The organism is Paraburkholderia sp. RL17-337-BIB-A (genome assembly GCF_046025895.1).
In the GTDB taxonomy this organism is placed as follows: Bacteria; Pseudomonadota; Gammaproteobacteria; order Burkholderiales; family Burkholderiaceae; genus Paraburkholderia; species Paraburkholderia fungorum_C.
Genome location: NZ_JARESY010000003.1, coordinates 1,123,875 through 1,141,075, shown reverse-complemented (window position 1 = coordinate 1,141,075; position 17,201 = coordinate 1,123,875). Strand labels below are relative to the sequence as shown.

Annotated in this window: 19 protein-coding genes and 3 pseudogenes; 6 read left to right on the top strand and 16 right to left on the bottom strand. The window is 58.9% G+C overall.

Features of this window, described 5'->3' with window-relative positions; all coding sequences use genetic code 11:
* Positions 1 to 144: 144 nt before the first annotated feature.
* From tnpC to tnpA, 3 genes and pseudogenes are all read right to left on the bottom strand, one after another.
* A pseudogene (gene tnpC, locus P0D84_RS43470) lies at positions 145 to 1,494 on the bottom strand (IS66 family transposase); the annotation flags it as partial.
* 30 nt (positions 1,495 to 1,524) lie between these two features.
* Entirely contained in the window at positions 1,525 to 1,869 is a 345-nt protein-coding gene (tnpB, locus tag P0D84_RS43465; protein WP_408349021.1) for an IS66 family insertion sequence element accessory protein TnpB, read from the bottom strand.
* The gene (gene tnpA / locus P0D84_RS43460; protein WP_408349018.1) at positions 1,866 to 2,300 is read right to left on the bottom strand and encodes an IS66-like element accessory protein TnpA; all 435 of its coding nucleotides are present in this window, start codon (positions 2,298 to 2,300) and stop codon (positions 1,866 to 1,868) included. The genes tnpB and tnpA overlap by 4 nt, the downstream gene beginning before the upstream one ends.
* Before the next feature lie 67 nt (positions 2,301 to 2,367).
* Here tnpA and P0D84_RS43455 point away from each other — a divergent pair.
* Together P0D84_RS43455 and P0D84_RS43450 are read left to right on the top strand one after the other, a co-directional pair.
* Positions 2,368 to 2,946 (top strand): annotated as a pseudogene (locus P0D84_RS43455) (helix-turn-helix domain-containing protein); the annotation flags it as partial.
* Between the two features lie 64 nt (positions 2,947 to 3,010).
* Positions 3,011 to 3,733, top strand: a complete 723-nt coding sequence (locus tag P0D84_RS43450) for an IS6 family transposase (protein WP_408348862.1) — start codon at positions 3,011 to 3,013, stop codon at positions 3,731 to 3,733.
* 38 nt (positions 3,734 to 3,771) lie between these two features.
* On the opposite strand, the gene P0D84_RS43445 is transcribed toward P0D84_RS43450, so the two are convergent.
* From P0D84_RS43445 to P0D84_RS43430, 4 genes are all read right to left on the bottom strand, one after another.
* A complete protein-coding gene (locus P0D84_RS43445) occupies positions 3,772 to 4,494 on the bottom strand; it encodes a recombinase family protein (protein ID WP_408349012.1) in 723 nt (240 codons plus the stop codon).
* Complete coding sequence (locus P0D84_RS43440) at positions 4,491 to 4,724, bottom strand: hypothetical protein (RefSeq protein WP_408335305.1); 234 nt, start codon at positions 4,722 to 4,724, stop codon at positions 4,491 to 4,493. Before P0D84_RS43440 ends, P0D84_RS43445 begins: the two co-directional genes overlap by 4 nt.
* Before the next feature lie 53 nt (positions 4,725 to 4,777).
* Positions 4,778 to 5,245 (bottom strand): helix-turn-helix domain-containing protein, encoded by a 468-nt coding sequence (locus P0D84_RS43435; protein ID WP_408346517.1) that lies wholly within the window; start codon positions 5,243 to 5,245, stop codon positions 4,778 to 4,780.
* A 170-nt stretch (positions 5,246 to 5,415) separates the two neighbouring features.
* Positions 5,416 to 5,715 (bottom strand): DUF5372 family protein, encoded by a 300-nt coding sequence (locus tag P0D84_RS43430; RefSeq protein WP_408349009.1) that lies wholly within the window; start codon positions 5,713 to 5,715, stop codon positions 5,416 to 5,418.
* Between the two features lie 44 nt (positions 5,716 to 5,759).
* Here P0D84_RS43430 and P0D84_RS43425 point away from each other — a divergent pair.
* A pseudogene (locus tag P0D84_RS43425) lies at positions 5,760 to 6,407 on the top strand (transposase family protein); the annotation flags it as partial.
* Positions 6,408 to 6,634: 227 nt separating this feature from the next.
* On the opposite strand, the gene P0D84_RS43420 reads toward P0D84_RS43425, so the two are convergent.
* Positions 6,635 to 6,853 carry a DUF1488 family protein gene (locus P0D84_RS43420; protein WP_408349006.1) on the bottom strand — a complete coding sequence of 73 codons (219 nt, stop codon included), beginning with the start codon at positions 6,851 to 6,853 and terminating at the stop codon, positions 6,635 to 6,637.
* A 340-nt stretch (positions 6,854 to 7,193) separates the two neighbouring features.
* On the opposite strand from P0D84_RS43420, the gene P0D84_RS43415 reads away from it, so the two are divergent.
* Positions 7,194 to 7,421, top strand: a complete 228-nt coding sequence (locus P0D84_RS43415) for a hypothetical protein (protein ID WP_408347497.1) — start codon at positions 7,194 to 7,196, stop codon at positions 7,419 to 7,421.
* 367 nt (positions 7,422 to 7,788) lie between these two features.
* Here P0D84_RS43415 and P0D84_RS43410 read toward each other — a convergent pair whose 3' ends face one another.
* The 3 genes from P0D84_RS43410 to P0D84_RS43400 form a co-directional block, all read right to left on the bottom strand.
* Positions 7,789 to 8,118 carry a chaperone modulator CbpM gene (locus P0D84_RS43410; RefSeq protein WP_408349003.1) on the bottom strand — a complete coding sequence of 110 codons (330 nt, stop codon included), beginning with the start codon at positions 8,116 to 8,118 and terminating at the stop codon, positions 7,789 to 7,791.
* A 301-nt stretch (positions 8,119 to 8,419) separates the two neighbouring features.
* Positions 8,420 to 9,241 (bottom strand): transposase, encoded by an 822-nt coding sequence (locus P0D84_RS43405; protein WP_408349000.1) that lies wholly within the window; start codon positions 9,239 to 9,241, stop codon positions 8,420 to 8,422.
* A gap of 655 nt (positions 9,242 to 9,896) precedes the next feature.
* On the bottom strand, positions 9,897 to 10,538 hold the full coding sequence (locus tag P0D84_RS43400) for an NADPH-dependent FMN reductase (protein ID WP_408348997.1): 642 nt from the start codon (positions 10,536 to 10,538) through the stop codon (positions 9,897 to 9,899).
* Between the two features lie 128 nt (positions 10,539 to 10,666).
* Here P0D84_RS43400 and P0D84_RS43395 point away from each other — a divergent pair, with 128 nt between their 5' ends.
* Positions 10,667 to 11,095 carry a winged helix-turn-helix transcriptional regulator gene (locus tag P0D84_RS43395; RefSeq protein ID WP_408348994.1) on the top strand — a complete coding sequence of 143 codons (429 nt, stop codon included), beginning with the start codon at positions 10,667 to 10,669 and terminating at the stop codon, positions 11,093 to 11,095.
* Positions 11,096 to 11,278: 183 nt separating this feature from the next.
* Here the strand turns inward: P0D84_RS43395 and P0D84_RS43390 are convergent, their stop codons facing one another.
* The 5 genes from P0D84_RS43390 to P0D84_RS43370 all read right to left on the bottom strand — a co-directional run bounded on the left by P0D84_RS43390 (position 11,279) and on the right by P0D84_RS43370 (position 15,875).
* Positions 11,279 to 11,929, bottom strand: coding sequence for a polysaccharide deacetylase family protein (locus P0D84_RS43390; RefSeq protein ID WP_408348991.1), 651 nt, complete (start codon positions 11,927 to 11,929; stop codon positions 11,279 to 11,281).
* Between the two features lie 29 nt (positions 11,930 to 11,958).
* Entirely contained in the window at positions 11,959 to 12,801 is an 843-nt protein-coding gene (locus P0D84_RS43385; RefSeq protein WP_408349823.1) for a fumarylacetoacetate hydrolase family protein, read from the bottom strand.
* A 26-nt stretch (positions 12,802 to 12,827) separates the two neighbouring features.
* Positions 12,828 to 13,367, bottom strand: a complete 540-nt coding sequence (locus P0D84_RS43380; protein WP_408348988.1) for a carboxymuconolactone decarboxylase family protein — start codon at positions 13,365 to 13,367, stop codon at positions 12,828 to 12,830.
* An 84-nt stretch (positions 13,368 to 13,451) separates the two neighbouring features.
* A complete protein-coding gene (locus P0D84_RS43375; protein WP_408348985.1) occupies positions 13,452 to 14,453 on the bottom strand; it encodes a VOC family protein in 1,002 nt (333 codons plus the stop codon).
* A gap of 108 nt (positions 14,454 to 14,561) precedes the next feature.
* Positions 14,562 to 15,875, bottom strand: a complete 1,314-nt coding sequence (locus tag P0D84_RS43370; RefSeq protein ID WP_408349820.1) for an Nramp family divalent metal transporter — start codon at positions 15,873 to 15,875, stop codon at positions 14,562 to 14,564.
* A 512-nt stretch (positions 15,876 to 16,387) separates the two neighbouring features.
* Here P0D84_RS43370 and P0D84_RS43365 point away from each other — a divergent pair.
* Positions 16,388 to 17,116: a TetR/AcrR family transcriptional regulator C-terminal domain-containing protein gene (locus tag P0D84_RS43365; protein ID WP_408348983.1), complete on the top strand. Its 729-nt coding sequence runs from the start codon at positions 16,388 to 16,390 to the stop codon at positions 17,114 to 17,116.
* Positions 17,117 to 17,201: the final 85 nt, after the last annotated feature.

Sequence of the window (17,201 nt, the reverse complement as noted above, 5' to 3'; positions counted from 1 at the left end):
TTCTCCTGAATGGGTAACAACCCAAACAGGAAAGCATCTTTTTTATGTGCAGTTTGCTGCAAGCCACAGATCCCTGCAAGGCGCGTCGCACTGGCGCTCGTGACGAGCCGTACGATGCAAACTCCGCATAATTTGCGGCTGCGCATTATTCCGACCCAGGCTTACACAACGCAGCGCATTTTCCGCGATGTTGTTGTCGATCTCGAGCGTCCCGTCTTCGCAATACAACGTCAGCGCGTTCCACTGATTGAGCGAGTAGTTGATCGCCTTGGCTGTATCGGACTTCGACGACAGCGTGTTGAGCTTCGCCCTGAGCCACGCTTCATAGGTTTGAAACAGTGGCCTGGCTTTCTCCTGCCGTATTCGCCGCCGCTCGGCCGCCGGCTTGCCGCGTATGGTGGCTTCGATGCTGTACAGCTCGCCGATATAGTTGAGCGCCTTTTGCGTCGTGTCGGACGGCGTGCGCACGTGAATGTCGTAGAACTTTCTCCTGGCGTGGGCATGACACGCCGCCTCACGTATATGGTCACCGCTGAACAACTCGTCGAACCCCGCGTAGGCGTCTGCCTGCAGGATCCCCTTGAAGCCGGCGAGATGGGTTTGAGGGTGGATACCTTGCCGATTGGGCGAGTAAGCGAACCAGACTGAGGCCGGTTCCGTTGAACCCGAGCGGTGATCGTCTCGCACGTAGACCCACAGCCGGCCGGTACGCGTTTTCCTGTTGCCCGGTGCAAGCACCGGGATCGGCGTGTCGTCCGCATGCAGCCTTGTGGCGGCCGTCGTATAGCGGCGCAGCGCCTCTATCAGTGGCTCGAACAACGCCTCGCACTGGCCGACCCAGCGGCCCGTACTGGCCCGGTCCAGCGCCACGCCGTCGCGCGCCGCGATCGCCGATTGCCGATACAAGGGCTGGTGGTCTGCGTATTTGGAGACCAGAATGTCCGCCAGCAGGCTCGGATGCGCGATGCTCCGCCCGATCGGCAGGCCCGGCATGTGCGGCTGTGTGATGGTGCTGCAGCATGGGCAAACCAGTTTGCGCCGGATCGTGCGAATGACCCTGAACGCCGCTGCGACGCGACCGAGTTGTTCGGACACATCCTCGCCAAGCGTCTGCATCGGTTGACCGCAGTCCGGGCAACTCGACTCGTACTCGAGTACGTGATCCTCGCGTGGCAGATGCGCAGGAAGCGCTTGTCTTGATGCCGCAACGCTCGTCGCCGCACTTGAAGCGGACGCGTTTGCACCGTGGGCCTGCGCGCGCTGCACATCCGCTACGCCGCGCCCGGCAGCCAGATCCTCGAGTTGAGTCTCGAGCGTCTCGATCTGCCGCTGCAACTGCTCGGACTTGCGACCGAACTGCATGCGCCTGAGCTTGTCGATCTGGGCCTTGAGCTGCTCTATCTCGACATCCCGTTCGGCAAGCATGCTACGGGCCTCGACCAGCAGGGCCTTCAGGAGTTCGACATCGTCAGGAAGATCGGCGCCGTTCGACATGCGCCTTAGTTTACGAGTCTGCCGCGCGGTTTACAACATCGATAACGCGGCGGTGCGACGGGGCTGCCTCCAATCGATGCCCTCGAGGAGCATCGACAGTTGCGCGGAGCTCAGATGGACCTTGCCACTGTCGGCCTGGGGCCAGATAAAACGGCCTCGTTCAAGCCGCTTTGCGAGAAGCCAGATTCCGTCCTCGGTTGCCCAAAGGATCTTCACCAGATCGCCGCGACGGCCCCGGAAGATGTAGACGTTGCCGCCCAACGGATTCTCTTCGAGCGCTGTTTGCACCTTTGCGGCTAGCCCCTGAAACCCTGCACGCATATCGGTGACGCCCGCAGCGAGCCAGATTCGCGTGCCTGCCGGGAGGGAAATCATGACCGCAGAATCCCCAGCACGATCCGCAAGATATTGGCATCGACCAGGCCGTCCACCTTGACTACCGCGCGACCGATCCGGATCTGGATCGTTCCGGCAGTTGCTACAGGCTTCGTGTCCTGCGCTCGAGCTTCTACCAGAGATGATGCAGCGACCTCCGCTGGCGTGTCGCTTACCAGCACGACCGGAATGAGCCCAGCAGACTGAGCTTGCTGCTCGGCCAGATATCGCCGCCGCCAGGTGAACAGCATGTTCGCATTTATGCCGTTCTCGCGCGCCAGTTTCGCGACTGATACGCCGGGCTCGCAAGCCGCTGCCGCCAGTCGCTCACGAAGCTCCCGGGCGTAATTCGGGCGGCCCATCCGGGTACCCGGCTTCTTCTCTTCAGACTGTGACAAAGTGATGCCCATCAGTTCGGAAATGATGGGCATCACTTTGGTGCCTATCTTAGTCACCGTCTACAACGGCCGGCGCGAGCCGCTTACAGAGTGGAGCACGATGGGACGACAAAGAAGACCGTGGTTGAACACCGCGCAGAAGGCCGAAATCTGGAAGCTATGGCGCGAGGGCGAGTCGCTTAGTGCAATCGCGCGGATGCTCGAGCGCCAGCCGAGTGGCGTTTATCATGTTGTGCACAGGAACGGCGGGATTTCCCCGCCCGCGCGCACACGATCTGCGCAAGCGCTGACGCTGGCCGAACGCGAGGAGATCTCGCGGGGCCTTGTTGCAGGCAGAACGATGGGGCAGATTGCACTGCAACTGGGGCGCTCGAAATCGACCATCAGCCGGGAGATCGGGCGCAATGGCGGCAGCCACAGGTATCGGGCGCACGAGGCCGATGCGCACACCTGGGAGCGTGCGCGGCGGCCCAAGGTGTGTGCGTTGTCGGGCAATGCGCGCCTGCGCCGGCTGGTGGCAGCCAAACTCAAATTAAAATGGGCTCCTTCACAGATAGCGGGGTGGCTCAGGCGCGAGTTCCGGGTCAACAAGGACATGCAGATATCTCACGAGACGATTTACCGGAGCCTGTTCATCCAGGCGCGCGGGGTGCTCAAAAAGGAGCTCGTCGAGCATCTTGGTTCTGTCGCAATAACGATGTCGCGGTAAAGTTCGGGCTGCACTAACTTTGCTTCGGCCCACGATGAAGAAGATCGCGACACCACGAACGACCCTTGCTGCAGGCATTGCCAAGATTTTGAAGCGGCTTCATTATCCGCTGGATGTAATGCTGCTGTGCGTGCGGTGGTATGTAGCCTACTCCCTAAGTCTGCGCAATCTTGAGGAGATGATGGCTGAGCGCGCCATCGGCGTCGATCATTCGACGGTGCATCGGTGGGTCATCAAGTTGGTGCCGTTGTTCGAAAAGACGTTTCGCAAGCACAAACGCCCCGTGGGCAAGAGCTGGCGCATGGATGAAACCTATATCAAGGTCAAAGGCTCGTGGAAATACCTGTATCGCGCCGTGGACAAGGCGGGTAACACCATCGACTTTTTGTTCAGAGCCAAGCGGGACAAGGCCGCCGCGCGCCGCTTCTTCGATAAAGCCATCGCTCAGAACGGCGCACCCGAGACGGTGACCATCGACAAAAGCGGTTCCAATCTGGCGGCGCTTCATGCGGTGAATGCCGAGCGCGAGACGCCCCTCAAGCTTCGGCAGGTCAAGTATTTGAACAACGTGGTGGAGCAGGACCATCGGGCCATCAAACGTCGCACCAGACCGATGCTCGGGTTCAAGGACTTTGACTGCGCGCGTGTCATTCTGAGCGGCATCGAAGTCATGCACATGATCAAGAAAGGGCAGGCGAAGGACTTTGGCAAAATCTCACTGTCCGCTGCGCAGCAGTTCTACTCGCTCGTTTCATAAGCAATACATAGTAATCGCGTTTACTTGCCCATCGCGCCTTACTGCGACAAAACCCCCTTTCGTGCCCCGCGGTAAATCCGGTGGGGGAACAGAAGACCCTGCACGCGAAATGCCTTGACCGTTGCCGTGGCCGAACCGGTGCGCCGGAACGTGCGGAAGAGCTGCCGGATACTTTCCTGGATACGTGCGTCGGGATCCAGACGCACGCGTGCCTCGGTGTCATACACAAAGCCGATGGGCAGCCGCATCTCCAGCTCTCCGCGACGTGCCTTGTTGAGAATTCCGCCGCGCAGTCGTGCCCGCATGACATGCAACTCAGCCTCGCTCATCGTGCCCTTCAGGCCGAGCAGCAACCGATCATTGAAGTGCGCGGGATCGTAGACGCCATCCTCGTCAAGGATCAGGCAGTCGGCCAGTGCGCAAATCTCCAGTAGCCGATGCCAGTCGGTGGAATTGCGCGCCAGGCGCGACACCTCGAGGCCCATCACAATCCCGGCGCGGCCCAGACTCACCTCGGCGACAAGACGCTGGAACCCCAGGCGATCAACCGCAGACGCGCCGGACAGGCCGAGGTCCGAGTCGATTACAACCACCTGATCAATGCGCCATCCAAGAGCGACCGCGCGCTGTCGCAGGTTGTACTGGCGCTCAGTGCTCTCGGTATTCTCGAACAGCTGTCGCAACGTGGACTGGCGGACATACAGGTAGGCGCTTCTTTTCAGATGCCGGGCCTGAACTTTCGCGTGCGTCTGATCGGTCATGCCATCACCTCCGCTGTCGCAATTGCCATCGCCGCCACAATGACGATCAGGTTCTGTTCGAGACCGACAGGCAGATTCAGCCCGCTCGGGCGCGTGACCGGTAATGGACTAAACGGAAACGCTTCGGTCACCGACTTCATCCAGACCGCCATGCCCTTGAACATGAACAGCGCCCGGCCTCGCATCAGCGTGGGACCACCTCCGCCTGTATCGAGAACCTCCTGGCGCAAGACCTCGTAGCATCGGCTCAGGGACTGGGCATCGCGCGCCGTTACGGGGGGATTTACCGTCGTTTTTTTTTCAAACGCGCCAGGGCGCGCTCCACGGTGCGTCGATGCACCGCCAGGCCAAACCGCCCCGCAATCCGATCGACCAGCTCCTGCACTTCCAGCCCAACGTGAGTCGCGCGCGCTTCTTCGATGAAGCGCGTCACCTCATCGGTGATCTTATGAGGTCCGTGCGGGCCGCGCTTGACCGGCAGCAACCCAGCCAGGCCGTCGCGCTCGAAGTCGGCCTGCGCCTTGTAGAAGGTCGGCCGACTGACTCCGAAGTGTGCGGCGGCATCCGCGATGGTTTGCCCTTCCACGCGTACGCGTCGCAGCATTTCGTAACGGACCTGAACCAGATCCCGGGGATCGAAGAAGTCGCTGTCGCTGAAGGCAGGATCATCGATGTCCTGCGGGCGCGGATTCACAGTGCCACTATCTTCGAGAGCGGCGAGTTTGGGATCGGGTTTTCGGGTACGAGCCATATGTAATATAAATTATGACCATTTACAGTCGATGTCAAGGTCTTTTTCAAGACTGTCACCCGGCGCGCCTCATATCTTCAAACAAAGGCTCTCATCTGCTTCATCAGCTAATCATTTGCGGAAGTATTGCAGGCGCATCGAATGGCATAATTACATTTACACAGATGGCATTATTTCCTTGACAGCTTGCGCTCGCCTGTGTGCCCTTTTGAATGTCCGTTTGTTTCTCTGTACCGGGCGATTAGCATGGTCAATTGCAACAGATCTTCAATGCGGAAATGCGATCGTCCCGCCGAAACTGTCTCGAATGCATTTGGCGGCGCTGCGCTCGTCCAGCCTGCCGGCATACGTTTCAGATTCCCCATGTCGTCATGGAAGTAGACGCGATCCTCTCCCCACGCCTTGCGCCGGTCCACAAGCATGAACTCTCGCCCGTACAGCGGATGGAAGGGATGGGTGACCCGGAACAACTGCGTCGCATCGGTCAGATCGCGTGCAGTTGACTGCTTTGAGGAAGGGGCGCGTCGAGCGCGCCAATCTCACGTTGCAGGACCGACTGGTGAAGGAGTTGCGGCTACGTGGCATCAGCACGAAGGAGGCGGCCAACGCTTATGCGCCCCACTTCATCGCCGACTTTAACGGCCGGTTGGGCAAGGCGCCCAGGAGCACGTTCGACGCGCACCGGCCGCTGCGGACGGATGACGATCTTGACCTGATCCTGACATGTCGCGTGCCGCGGCGCGTGTCGAAGGTGCTGACCGTGCAGTACGACCGGGTGATCTATCTGCTTGAAGACACGGTGGCAAACCGCAGCCTGATTCACAACTATCTGGACGTGTTCGAGTATCCGGACGGGCGCATCGAGATCCGGGTGAATGGTGCTGCCCTGCCCTGTGTCCGCTACGACCGGCTCTCCGAGATTGACCAGGCGGCGGTGGTTGACAACAAGCGGCTGGGGCACACGTTGCAGATGGCGCAGGTGATCCAGGCGCAGCGTGATGACCGGCGGGCGTCGGGCTCGCCATCGCGGACCAACCAGGGCGAAGCACCCCGACCGAAGGAGCGCAAGGTAGGCACCCGCAAGCAGCGGGAACTGACGCGTGAAGAGCTGAATGAGGCGATCCTGAGAACTGCCGGAACTCGGGTTGGCTCGGTGCTTTAAAGCCCTTAAAAGTAGATATTTCTGAACTTCAAAACCGGACATTTCTAAAAAGTCCAAACCCCGACATTTGAACCTGGCCTCGACACGACATGACATGAACATGGACGGTCGCGCTTTTTTACAAGATTGCACCCAAGGGACAGCAATCGGAGTCAAATCAATACCATTTCCGCTTACCGTGCCCAAGACTCGGCCTCCCTAACGTCTCGCGGCGAAGTCGTGACTGGTCAGTCGAACCGGATAGCCCGGCCGAACCGCATTTTTCTTTGCGCGACCGCGACGACACGATTCCGGCCGTCGTCGAACGCTTTAAGCATGCGGCTCGCTTTGGCGCGTGGTGGCAGCCAGAAATGGACTTCGAGTGCTTCGCGAGTGATTGCACATTCGGCGAAGTCAGTCGCTTGGGCCAGCCGGAAATCGATTCTGCTTCCGTCGGCGGCCGACACGATCGGTTAGTCGTTTTTTTCGAAAAGCAACGTTCAATTGTGAGGCCTTTCGGGAGTCAACAAACAATGTCTGTCAGACGGGCCGCGCAATTAGGCCGTGGACCGTCCCCAGTAAAAGTCGTTACCCCGCAACCCTGTGCCGGCATTGACGTCACACATTCCTGTGAGTCATCTGCTCGGCGGCGCCGACGCGCGAGCGCATCGACGAACAGCACGCTCGTCTGTACAGACTGGCAACTATTCCTAGCTGACTGCGCCGTCCAACTGCCGTCTACGATGCCGCGATAAACTCGACGTTGTGGTAGCGATCAACTACACGGGATTTCAGGAGGTAACAGTTATGGACTGGACGGACACACGACCCGTAGCGCCGGGATACTACTGGGTGCGATTTACGGACGACCGGTCGCCGAAGCAAACAATCGGGGAGATCGCAGACGTGCCTGGGAACGGTTCACGGCAGTTAGTTGTGGTCCTTCTCGGCGACGATGAAATATTGGAACTGGACGACCCGTTCTTCGACCGCGCACTGTTTGCTGGACCGATGGAACCGCCGTCGATGGAATGACCGCCGTAGCCGGACTTGCTGCCACTCGCCCCGCAGAGCTTCAGGCGTTTTTAATTCGCGCCACAAGGCGAAGACGTCTCTACAGTGTGAACGACAGTGGGAAACCGACACTTAACGTAAGCGGCTCGCGCCCGCCGTTATAGACGGCGCGACCAAAGTGATGCCCATCATTTCCGATCTGATGGGCGCCACTTTGTCACAGTCTGAAGAGAAGACGCTGGGTACCCGACAGGGCTGCCAGAATTAGGGGGCGGACCACGCTGAACGCGAATTTCTATCGAAATCGCTGGGGTTATATAGATGCACAGAGCTATTCGGAAACATCTCAGCCGGTGTCAATGCAACAAGACATCACGCATAGGCTCGCCTAGCTTCCGCGAGGGCGCTTCACACGCGCGCGTAATGCGTCGATCTCGTCGAGCAGATCGAGGGCTAGCGCGACGCCGGGAGGGTTGATCTGAAAGTCGTGTGCCAGCCGCTGCGCAGTCCGCACGCGCCGCAGCGCCGCGCCGCTGAAGCGCCACTCCTGCGGCCGCTCGCCCATAGGCTCAAACACGCCTTCAGACACCCAGTGCGTCAATTCCTCCTCCGATGCCCCTCTCACCCGGCTCAATTCAACCAGGGTGAACTCGACGTTCTCGTCGACAATCTGCCCTTGCAAATAGGTCGTCGTACTCGTCTCTTTCACGATGATCACCGATAGAAGTGCGCGCGAGGATTGAAGTTGAACGTCCGCTGCATCGCATCGTAAGCGGCCTTCGCAGTGTCGCTATCCGCCGGCGGCAGCACGATGTTCACAACTGGTTGCGGGTTTCACTCGAGCGCAAACGGGATGTGAAGAAGCGGTACAGCGTGGGCGCGGAGGAGCGGTTCGAGGGTTTTGAAAAGGGCGACGGTTATGCATTTCGTCGATAGCTTTTCAGGATTGCATATTAAAATGACGTGACTTCTCATGGCGCGGAGCGCCATCGTCATGGTGTTCGGATCAACGCCGATCGTCAGCAGTAGTGCCGCAGGTTGATCATCGTGTAAGCGAGGGTCTTGAATGCATAGTGGACCGGGCTTAGACGCTCGAAGCGAAGCAGCAGGCGCCGGAACTTGTCCTCCCAGGCGAAGACCCGCTCGATGGTCCTGAAGCGCTCCTCGAAAATGGCCGGATTAAAGCCCAGTTTGCGGCCCCGCTTCGGCGTTTTACGTCCACGCGGGTTTTCGGGGATGTTGGGAATCATGTCGCGGTTGAAAATCGCCTTGCGGTTGGCCCGGCAGTCGTAGACGCCGTCCAGGCTCACCGTTGAGCCTTGCAGGTCCATGCCAATGGCGCGGGCCATGTGGTTCAGTCCGGGCAGCGCGTCACGCAGCAGCGGCGATTCGTTGCGGTTGCCCGGGGCAGAAACGAATGGCGCGATCACGTTGCAGCGGCGATCGCAGAAGGCAACCACCTTGTCGCCCTTGAGGTGCTTGTGTCCGCTGTATCCCAGGTTGTCGCCGCCCTTCTTCGCGGCAGTGGTCGTGCCGTCGCCGTGAATGACCGTGAGGTCGAGCAGCCCGTCCTGGTGAAGCTTGCGCACCGAGCTGGCAAAAATCCGGTCGATGCAGCCATCGGCCTGCCACCGCCGCAGTGCCCGATAGATGCGCGTGTAGTGGATTTCAGGACGACCTTCGGCATTCTTTTCGATCGGCAGCATCTTCCACTGACAGCCCATGTACAGCAGCTGAAGGATGTAGTTGAAGATCTTGTGCAACGCCAGCGTCGGTGTCGGTCCGCGCCGGCCACGGCTCAGATGCGGCAAGACAAATTGCTCGAACTGTTCAACGCTCAATTTCGTTGGAATCGCTTGCCAGCATTGACTTCCAGCCATCCGTAACATCCGCAAATCTGGACTTTAACCGATCCGGCCTCCCGCATCATCCAATCCAGTCCTGATGCGGCTCGCAGACAAATTTAGCCGCCTCGGAAAACCCGCAACGAGTTGTCTGACAGATCGCGATGGTCATTCCCTCCCATCCCCGGCGACGTGGCCTGACACCACCATCTTGCATTTCGAATATTGAATGGGGCGCAGACTCGCATGTATGTCGGCCAAAGTGTTCACTAGACTAGTCGTCAATCGTTGCGGTCACGAAGAAAGCCACGTTGAATTCCAAGCTGGATAGTACCGTGCGATACCTTGGCATCGACGTCGCCGACGCACTGTAGATCTCGGAGCAGACCGAGATCTAGCGCCGCCTATACCGGCCGCGCGCCAAAGCAGTTCGACAGGGCTCGTGCGGCCGCTATCTCACCTGACGCCGTGCGAGTACAACCGGCCATGAGCGGTCCTCGGGATAGCCCGTTTGAGCGTCCGCAACCAGACGGAAGGAGCCGGTCGCCGCCGTTGGCTGAGATAGCACTATCGACCCGCAGACGACATTCGCCGCCCCAAATCTGCCGAATGGAAGGTGTCATCTGCTTTGAAGTGGCGCGTGGTGTTTAGCTTACACCGTGACGGTGACGGCTTTCCCTCTCTGCTCTCGGCCGGCGACGCCGGTCGTCATACCTTCGCTTGCGAGCTTCAGCGTCCTGGCCCACCATGACATGTCGTCGAGCAGCTTGTTGGCCGCCTGCGCCAGGTGCGGGAAGTCTTCGAAGGTCTTGCCCTGCTGCATGATGCCGAGAGATTCCACCATGCCGATGTGAACGGCACGGCTCACCGGTGCCATCTGCAGCTCGATTGCAACCAGCCGCAGCTGCTCGACGGCCCGTGCCGCCCCCACCCCGCCATAGCCCACGAAGCCGATCGGCTTGCGGACGAACTCCGTGTAGGCGTAGTCGAGCGCGTTCTTCAACACCGCGCTCGGGCCATGGTTGTACTCGGGCGTCACCACGATGAAGCCGTCGAGCGTCGCGAGCTTGCCGGCCCAGAGCCGTGCCGCCTCGTTGTTGACTGGTCCGTAGGCCGGCGACCGCGGTTCGTTGAAGAATGGCAGCGGGTAATCGCGCAGGTCGATCAGCTCGAAGACAAGGTCAGTGCGCTGCCTGGCGATCTCACGGATCCAGTGCGCGGGCTTTTCGCCGAAGCGGCCTTCCCGGGTCGAGCCGATCACGATGCCGATGCGGGGTTGTTGCTGTTCGGTCATGGGTTACTCCTGCAACCTGGGGAGGAAAGGTTCAACGAGGCTGATTGCTCTCGCCTTGGTCGATACGAACAAATTGTTCGTTGAGATATAGTGGGCTCTACCGCCGATCTCAACAAGGAGGCACATTTATGGTCGATACGAACACACCTGTTCGTGCCTCGGAAGCATCGAACCCCCACGAGGCTTGCAAAGCGGAAGTCGAGACGCTCGCTCGCATCGGCGACAAGTGGACGGTGATGGTGGTCGGCGCCTTGTCAAAAGGACCGATCCGCTACAACGAGATCCATCGCCGCGTCGAAGGGATTTCGCAGCGCATGCTCACGCTGACCCTGAAAGGCCTGGAGCAGGACGGGTTGGTCACCCGCACGATGTATCCAACGATTCCACCCCGCGTGGACTACGAGTTGACCGAACTCGGACGCAGTTTGAACGTGCCGTTGAAAGCACTCGCTGAGTGGGCGCGGGAAAACCGGCCGGCGATGCTGGCCGCGCGAGAGACGTTTCGGACAACGGCACAGCGCGGCTCGCCGCGCAGGCACTTTACTGTCCCGAAATAGGCGAAGTGCTCGCGGCGTACGATATGAGCCCAGGTCTTCGAGGGTCTGTTGCTCAGGCAGCGAGCTGGGGCCTCGCTTGAGCACCAGTACTAGTCGTTATCGTCGGAAAAGGAAAGGCAATGATTTTCGGTTCGGTTGCCGAACAGGTCGCGCAACAACATAGTCGCGTTAGATTACAGAGGCTCAACTGCGGCCGGCAACGTGGTTGGACTTTAAGGATGCCGGCTCCCCCTCCCGGATCAGCACAACCTCTTCGGGGAAGGACTGGACGATTTCGACACCTTGCTCTTCGAGCGCATCGAGTAGCTCGGGAAGTCTCGTCACTGCAGCGTTCTCGATATCGTGCAACACAACTACGGTCCAATCCTGCTTTTCAACGTCCGCCAGGCATCGTTCCACCCAATGGGCAGGATCATTCCAGTCGTGAGGCACGCTGTTCCACGCAATGCAAGTGAAACGGTGCTCCATCAGATAGGCCAGCGCTTCTTCACTGAGCAAATGCGGCCCGAGAAGACCAAAATTGCCAAACGGCCGGAAGAGTCGCCCCGATATTCCACCCGCATCGATCAGCGCCTGTGTATCGCTGATCTCACCTATCGCATAACCTGGCTCAGTGCTGTCACCGAAGGCGACGGAATGGGTGAACGAGTGATTGCCCACCCAATGCCCGTGCGCGGCGATCTTGTCGAGCAAAGCCGCCCCGACGGGATCAGAGATGCGGTTTCCCAACACGAAGAAGGTTGTCTTGATACCGCGCTCAGCCAGGATGGCCAGGATCGCCTCGGTGACACCCGGGGTCGGGCCGTTATCGAAGGTGAGTGTAATCTTCTTCATTGTCCATCTCCGCGCAAAGCAGTGGCAAATTAGCCGGCACGTATCAAGTGACGTTGCGTGCCGAGCCCGGTTATCGACATATCGACGATATCGCCGTCCGTCAGATACGTTTTCGGCGTCATGCCAAAGCCAACGCCCGCCGGTGTTCCGGTAATGATGAGATGCCCTGGTCGTAATGTCATGAACTGGCTGCAATAGCTGACGATCGTATCGACATCGAAAATCATATCTGCCGTATTACCGCGCTGACGCGCGGTGCCGTTCACATCAAGGTTCAGTTCGAGCGCCCCGGGCTCGTGCAACTCGCTCGCACTCACCAGCCACGGACCGACCGGCGTGAAGGTATCGAAGCTCTTGCCTTTGCTCCATTGACCACCTCGCTCGACTTGCCAATGCCGGTCGGACACGTCGTTGACCATGACGTAACCGGCAATGCACTTGCGTGCCTCGTCTTTGTCGATGCGCGAGGCGGTGCTACCAATGACGATCCCGAGCTCGATCTCCCAGTCAGTACTAGTCGAACCGGGCGGCAAGAGAATGTTGTCGCCGGGCCCGCAAATCGACGAAGTCGATTTAAAGAAGACCACCGGTTCGGAAGGGATCGGCAAGCTGGCTTCCATCGCATGCTGGCGGTAATTCAGCCCTATCGCGATGATCTCCCTGACGTTGCCAAGCGGCGAGCCGATGCGCCCAGGGGCATCAACCCTCGGCAGCTTTAGTGGATCGAGCGCTTCGAGAAAACACATGCCTTCAGCGGAGAGCACGGACCCGTCGATATCTTTGATAATCGGGCTCAGGGCGCGCACTGAACCATCAGCGGCGAGTATCGCCGGAAGTTCCTGGCCCTGAGGCCCATAGCGGAGAAGTTTCATCGGGTAATTTTCTATCCAGGGAAAGACTATCGGCGCACGAACCACGGTTCTTTTTCGATCTGCAAGGGCAGAAGAATACGAACGACGCAGTTGTACCAGGCGATTGTTACAAGTAACTCGAGGCGTTGTTGCTGACCGAGGAACGCGGTGGCATCCCACGTGCTGTCCTTGACATGCCCATCGAGGCTGACTTCTCTCGCCAGACGAATCACGGCACGTTCCTCGGCCGTGAAGTGTTCCGATTCCTCAAAGTCCTGCAGGCTCTCGAGCTGTTCGCGTCGCACGCCCGCGCTCAAGGCCGCATTCCAATGGTGGTCCACCTCATAGGACGCATTGGCCACGATCCCTACCGTCACGACTGCAAGTTCGCGGAAGACTCTGGGGAAAGAGGTCTGCTTGCGCAGCGCGGTTGCCATTCCGAGAACCGCCTCCGTGAGTGCCGGGGCGTTCGCCAGCGCCAGGAAAATGTTCTCGGGATTGGGACCCCGTTCAGCAATCAGCCGGTCATAGAGATCCGTTCTGCCGTCCGGTATGGTCTCTCTGTTCACATAGGGGATACGTGCCATATCTAAAAGCCTTTAGTTTGATCAAATCAGATTGATCGTTGCTCTCATGAGCAACGATCCGTTACTCGACTACGCCAGACAAATTCAGCTCATGCCCAGATAGGCCTCCAGGGACGGCTCCGGCCCTCCGGGCGGCGGACTCGTGCGCTCTACACCGTGGAAGGAGGAGGCGTTCGTCAGCCAGGTCAACCGCGGCGGCAGTCCCCACGACTCGGTTACCCGGGAGATCCCGGTCAGGTCGTGGACGATCGGTTCGTCTTGCGCATCGCCGCAGTAGATCGGCGGCGGCAGCAATTCGACGCGGTGACCGTCGGGATCGAGCAGGTAGACGTAGTACGAGTGCCCCAGACTGTGCCTGCCTGGTCCGAACTCCACGTTATCGCCAAAGCCCAGACTACCCGCAACATCGCAAGCCTTCATGATTTCGTTGATACCGTGGACGACGTACGCAAAATGATGCAACGCCGGGCCCGGCCGCCGGATGAAGACCACATCGTACTGGGAGTCTTTAGCGTGCAAAAAGACGCCGACCGGCTGTTCTCCGACGATCATATAGTCGAGAATTCGAAACCCGAAGTCGGCATAGAAGTTTGCTGCGAGCTGGACGTCAGGGGCAGTGACCTGATAATGATCGAAGCGAAGCGCACCCCCGCCCCGAACGCTCTCGAACTTCTGATCCACTCGTTCGACGCGCGGCATGTCAAAGCAAAACTCCAGTGGAGTGCCGCTGATGTCCGAAGTATGCAGCGTGCGTGACTGGTACGGTGCGTCGACGAATTCAGCCTTGATTCCGCGCTTTTCGAAGTAGAACTTGGCTTTATCCAGGTCCTCGTCGTCAAATGTCCGCAGGCCGGTCCTGATGCACGCGGGCGCATCATTTGTGCGCTTCAGGATCAGGCTATGGTGTGATCGCTCTTCAACGCCCCGTAGATAGATCGTGTCACGGTCCTCATCACTAACGGTCAAGCCAACGACTTCAGTATAGAAGTCGCGGCTGCGGGCCAGATCACGGACTGTAAAGGTCAGGTGGCTTGCACGAGTCACCTGAAATGGCGCCGGTCGGGCTGTTTTAGGTATCTGCATCATCTCATCTCCTTTGTTTCATGGTGAATGTTCTTGTTACACTATCGTTCGCACTACGAACATTATAAATAATACGACTTGCTGCCTTTGGCATCGTGGTCACGTATATCGTCATCCGGCGCCCTGCAATCCCGGTATGTTCATGCCAAAGGTCTGAAGCAGGAGAATGACGTTGAGAAACAAAATCAACACGGTTCCCAAAATCGCTGCGACGGACACGAGCCAACTGTTCACGAACGATCCCATGATGTCACGCCGGCAGGTAAAGATAACCAGGGCGATCATGGGAACCGGCAACGCGAAGCTCAACACCACCTGGCTATAGACGAGCGCATCGGTTGCGTTGACACCGAACGCGACGACGACGAACGCCGGCATCATCGTCGCAATCCTGCGTAGCCAGATCGGAATACGAAACCCTACGAAACCCTGCATGATCATCTGACCAGCCATCGTTCCGACGACCGAACTCGAAACACCGGAGGCAAGTAGCGCAATGAGGAAGACACCCGCCGCGCCGGCGCCGAGCAATGGCGTCAAGGTGTGATACGCCGTCTCGATCTCGCCAATGTCGGGATGACCCGCATGAAATGCACCTGACGCCATGACCACCATTGCCATGTTGACCAGACCCGCGAGTGTCAGCGCAGTGATCACCTCGAGGTTGGAGAAGCGCAGCAGTTTTCTGCGTCCGGCATCGGTAAGCGCCGGTGCGCGATTTTGCGTCAGGCCGGAGTGCAGATAGATGGCGTGGGGCATCACTGTGGCGCCGAACATGCCGACCGCGACCGTCAGAGCCTCGCTGGTAGGTAACTGTGGTACGAACGTTCCGTGAGCAGCGCCCCCCCAGGCTATGTGAACCATGAAAAGTTCGACCACATACGACAGTGCAATTGCGGCGACAAGACCGCCGAGAATAAGCTCCATCGGACGAAACCCCCGCTTTTCAGCCATCAGGATCGCGTACGTAACAAGTCCGGTAACCGCCATGCCAACGATCAACGGCAGATGGAAAAGCAGCGACAAACCAATCGCACCTCCCAGAAACTCCGCGAGATCAGTCGCCATCGCCGCGATCTCGCTGATCCCCCACATCGCATAAACCAGCGGTACGGGAAATCGCTCACGGCACATTTCGGCGAGGTTGCGGTTCGTGACGATACCCAGCTTGGCCGATAGCGCCTGAAAGAGCATCGCGACGACGTTCGCACCGAGCACCACCCAAAGCAGTGCGTAGCCGTATCGGGCGCCTGCCTGAAGGTTCGTGGCGAAATTGCCGGGATCCATGTAGGCGATCGAAGCGATCACCGCCGGTCCGGCAAACAGCAGGTTGGCCCGACCCGTCGTCCTGCGTCGGGCCAGAGCTTCCCCGATGGCCTGGGTAGTCCGATCGGTCAGCCCCAGTTGTACTTTGACACCATCCATTACGCCGAATCTCTCAAAGTGCGCTCGCGTAAAACAGGTCGGCCCCAGAAAGACCATCACGAGTACTGTTCAGTACCGAATGCGTAGTATATTAGATGTCGACACGAAAAGCGAGGTATTGGGGTAAACCACGAACTATGGGTGACATATCCCAATGCTATCGGCAAACGATCAGCAGAGAGAGATACTTGGACAGGTCGTACCCGGCGGTATGATTAGGAAGGTTTCGATGACGACGACGTAAGCGACGATGGCGACCCATGCAGGCCTGGCCTCTCCGTCCTTCGTAGTGTCTTTCAACGGCGTGCACCAAACCGGAGATTCGCAGCTGCTGTGAGAGCTTTAACCCAGCAGCGGCGATGTGAACTGTTCAGGCTTGGCTAGCGGCGCGCCGGAGATAGGAGGCGTGGGCGCCTGCTAAAATGCAAATGCTTATAGGTCCTGCTTCGGCAGCCACGTACGGATAGGTCGAGAGCGTCAGAAGCTCGTTTGAAAACGCAAGGAAGGTTCGCATGCCCGCTAGAAAGACGCCTGCCCGGAAGAAACTGCCGTCGCGTCTACCGGTAAGCAGATCAACGCAAAGACGTCGCGAATTACTGACCACTGCAGCAGATATGTTCTTGGCGCGCGGGTACGATCGCGTCACCCTGGACGAGATCGTTGCCGAGGTAGGTGGTTCCAAGTCCAACGTTTATAAGCACTTCAAGGGCAAAGAGGGTCTCTTCATCGCCGCGCTCGAAAATCTTAGCAGCGAGATTTCTGGCGCAATCGTGGCCTCCGAGGGCTTCTCGCTGCCTCTGCGTCAGGCCTTGACCATGATCGGGCAAACGTTCTACAAGGCCGTGCTGCATCCCCGAACTATCGCACTGCAGCGCCTGGCAATTGCCGAGTCGAGTCGCTTTCCTCAAGTGGGGCAGACGTGGTTTGATCGGGGTCCGCGTATATTTTACGAGGCAATGACAAAGTTCTTCGAGGAACGCCAGGCTCGCGGGGAGCTGCGTGCTTGCGACACGCGGGAGGCTGCCATCCTCTTTCACGACATGATGGCCTTCGATTTTTCACATCAGCTCCTGCTTGGGATCATGCGTCCACCGAAGGCGTCGGTCATCGAGGCAAAGGTTCGTTCGGTCGTCGATGCTTTCCTGAACGGGTTCGCTCACGAGCGGGAACAAAACCTTTCGAGCGGCGGGCAGTACACCGCAGCAGTCGCAGCACTTCCGGATCAGTTGAAGGTGATGTAGGCGCCCGCGCGCGACGATGGCACAGACACGAGGCTTAGGTAAGAGCGCAGCCTCCTGGCGAGTCCCGATGATCTCGTCAATTTGA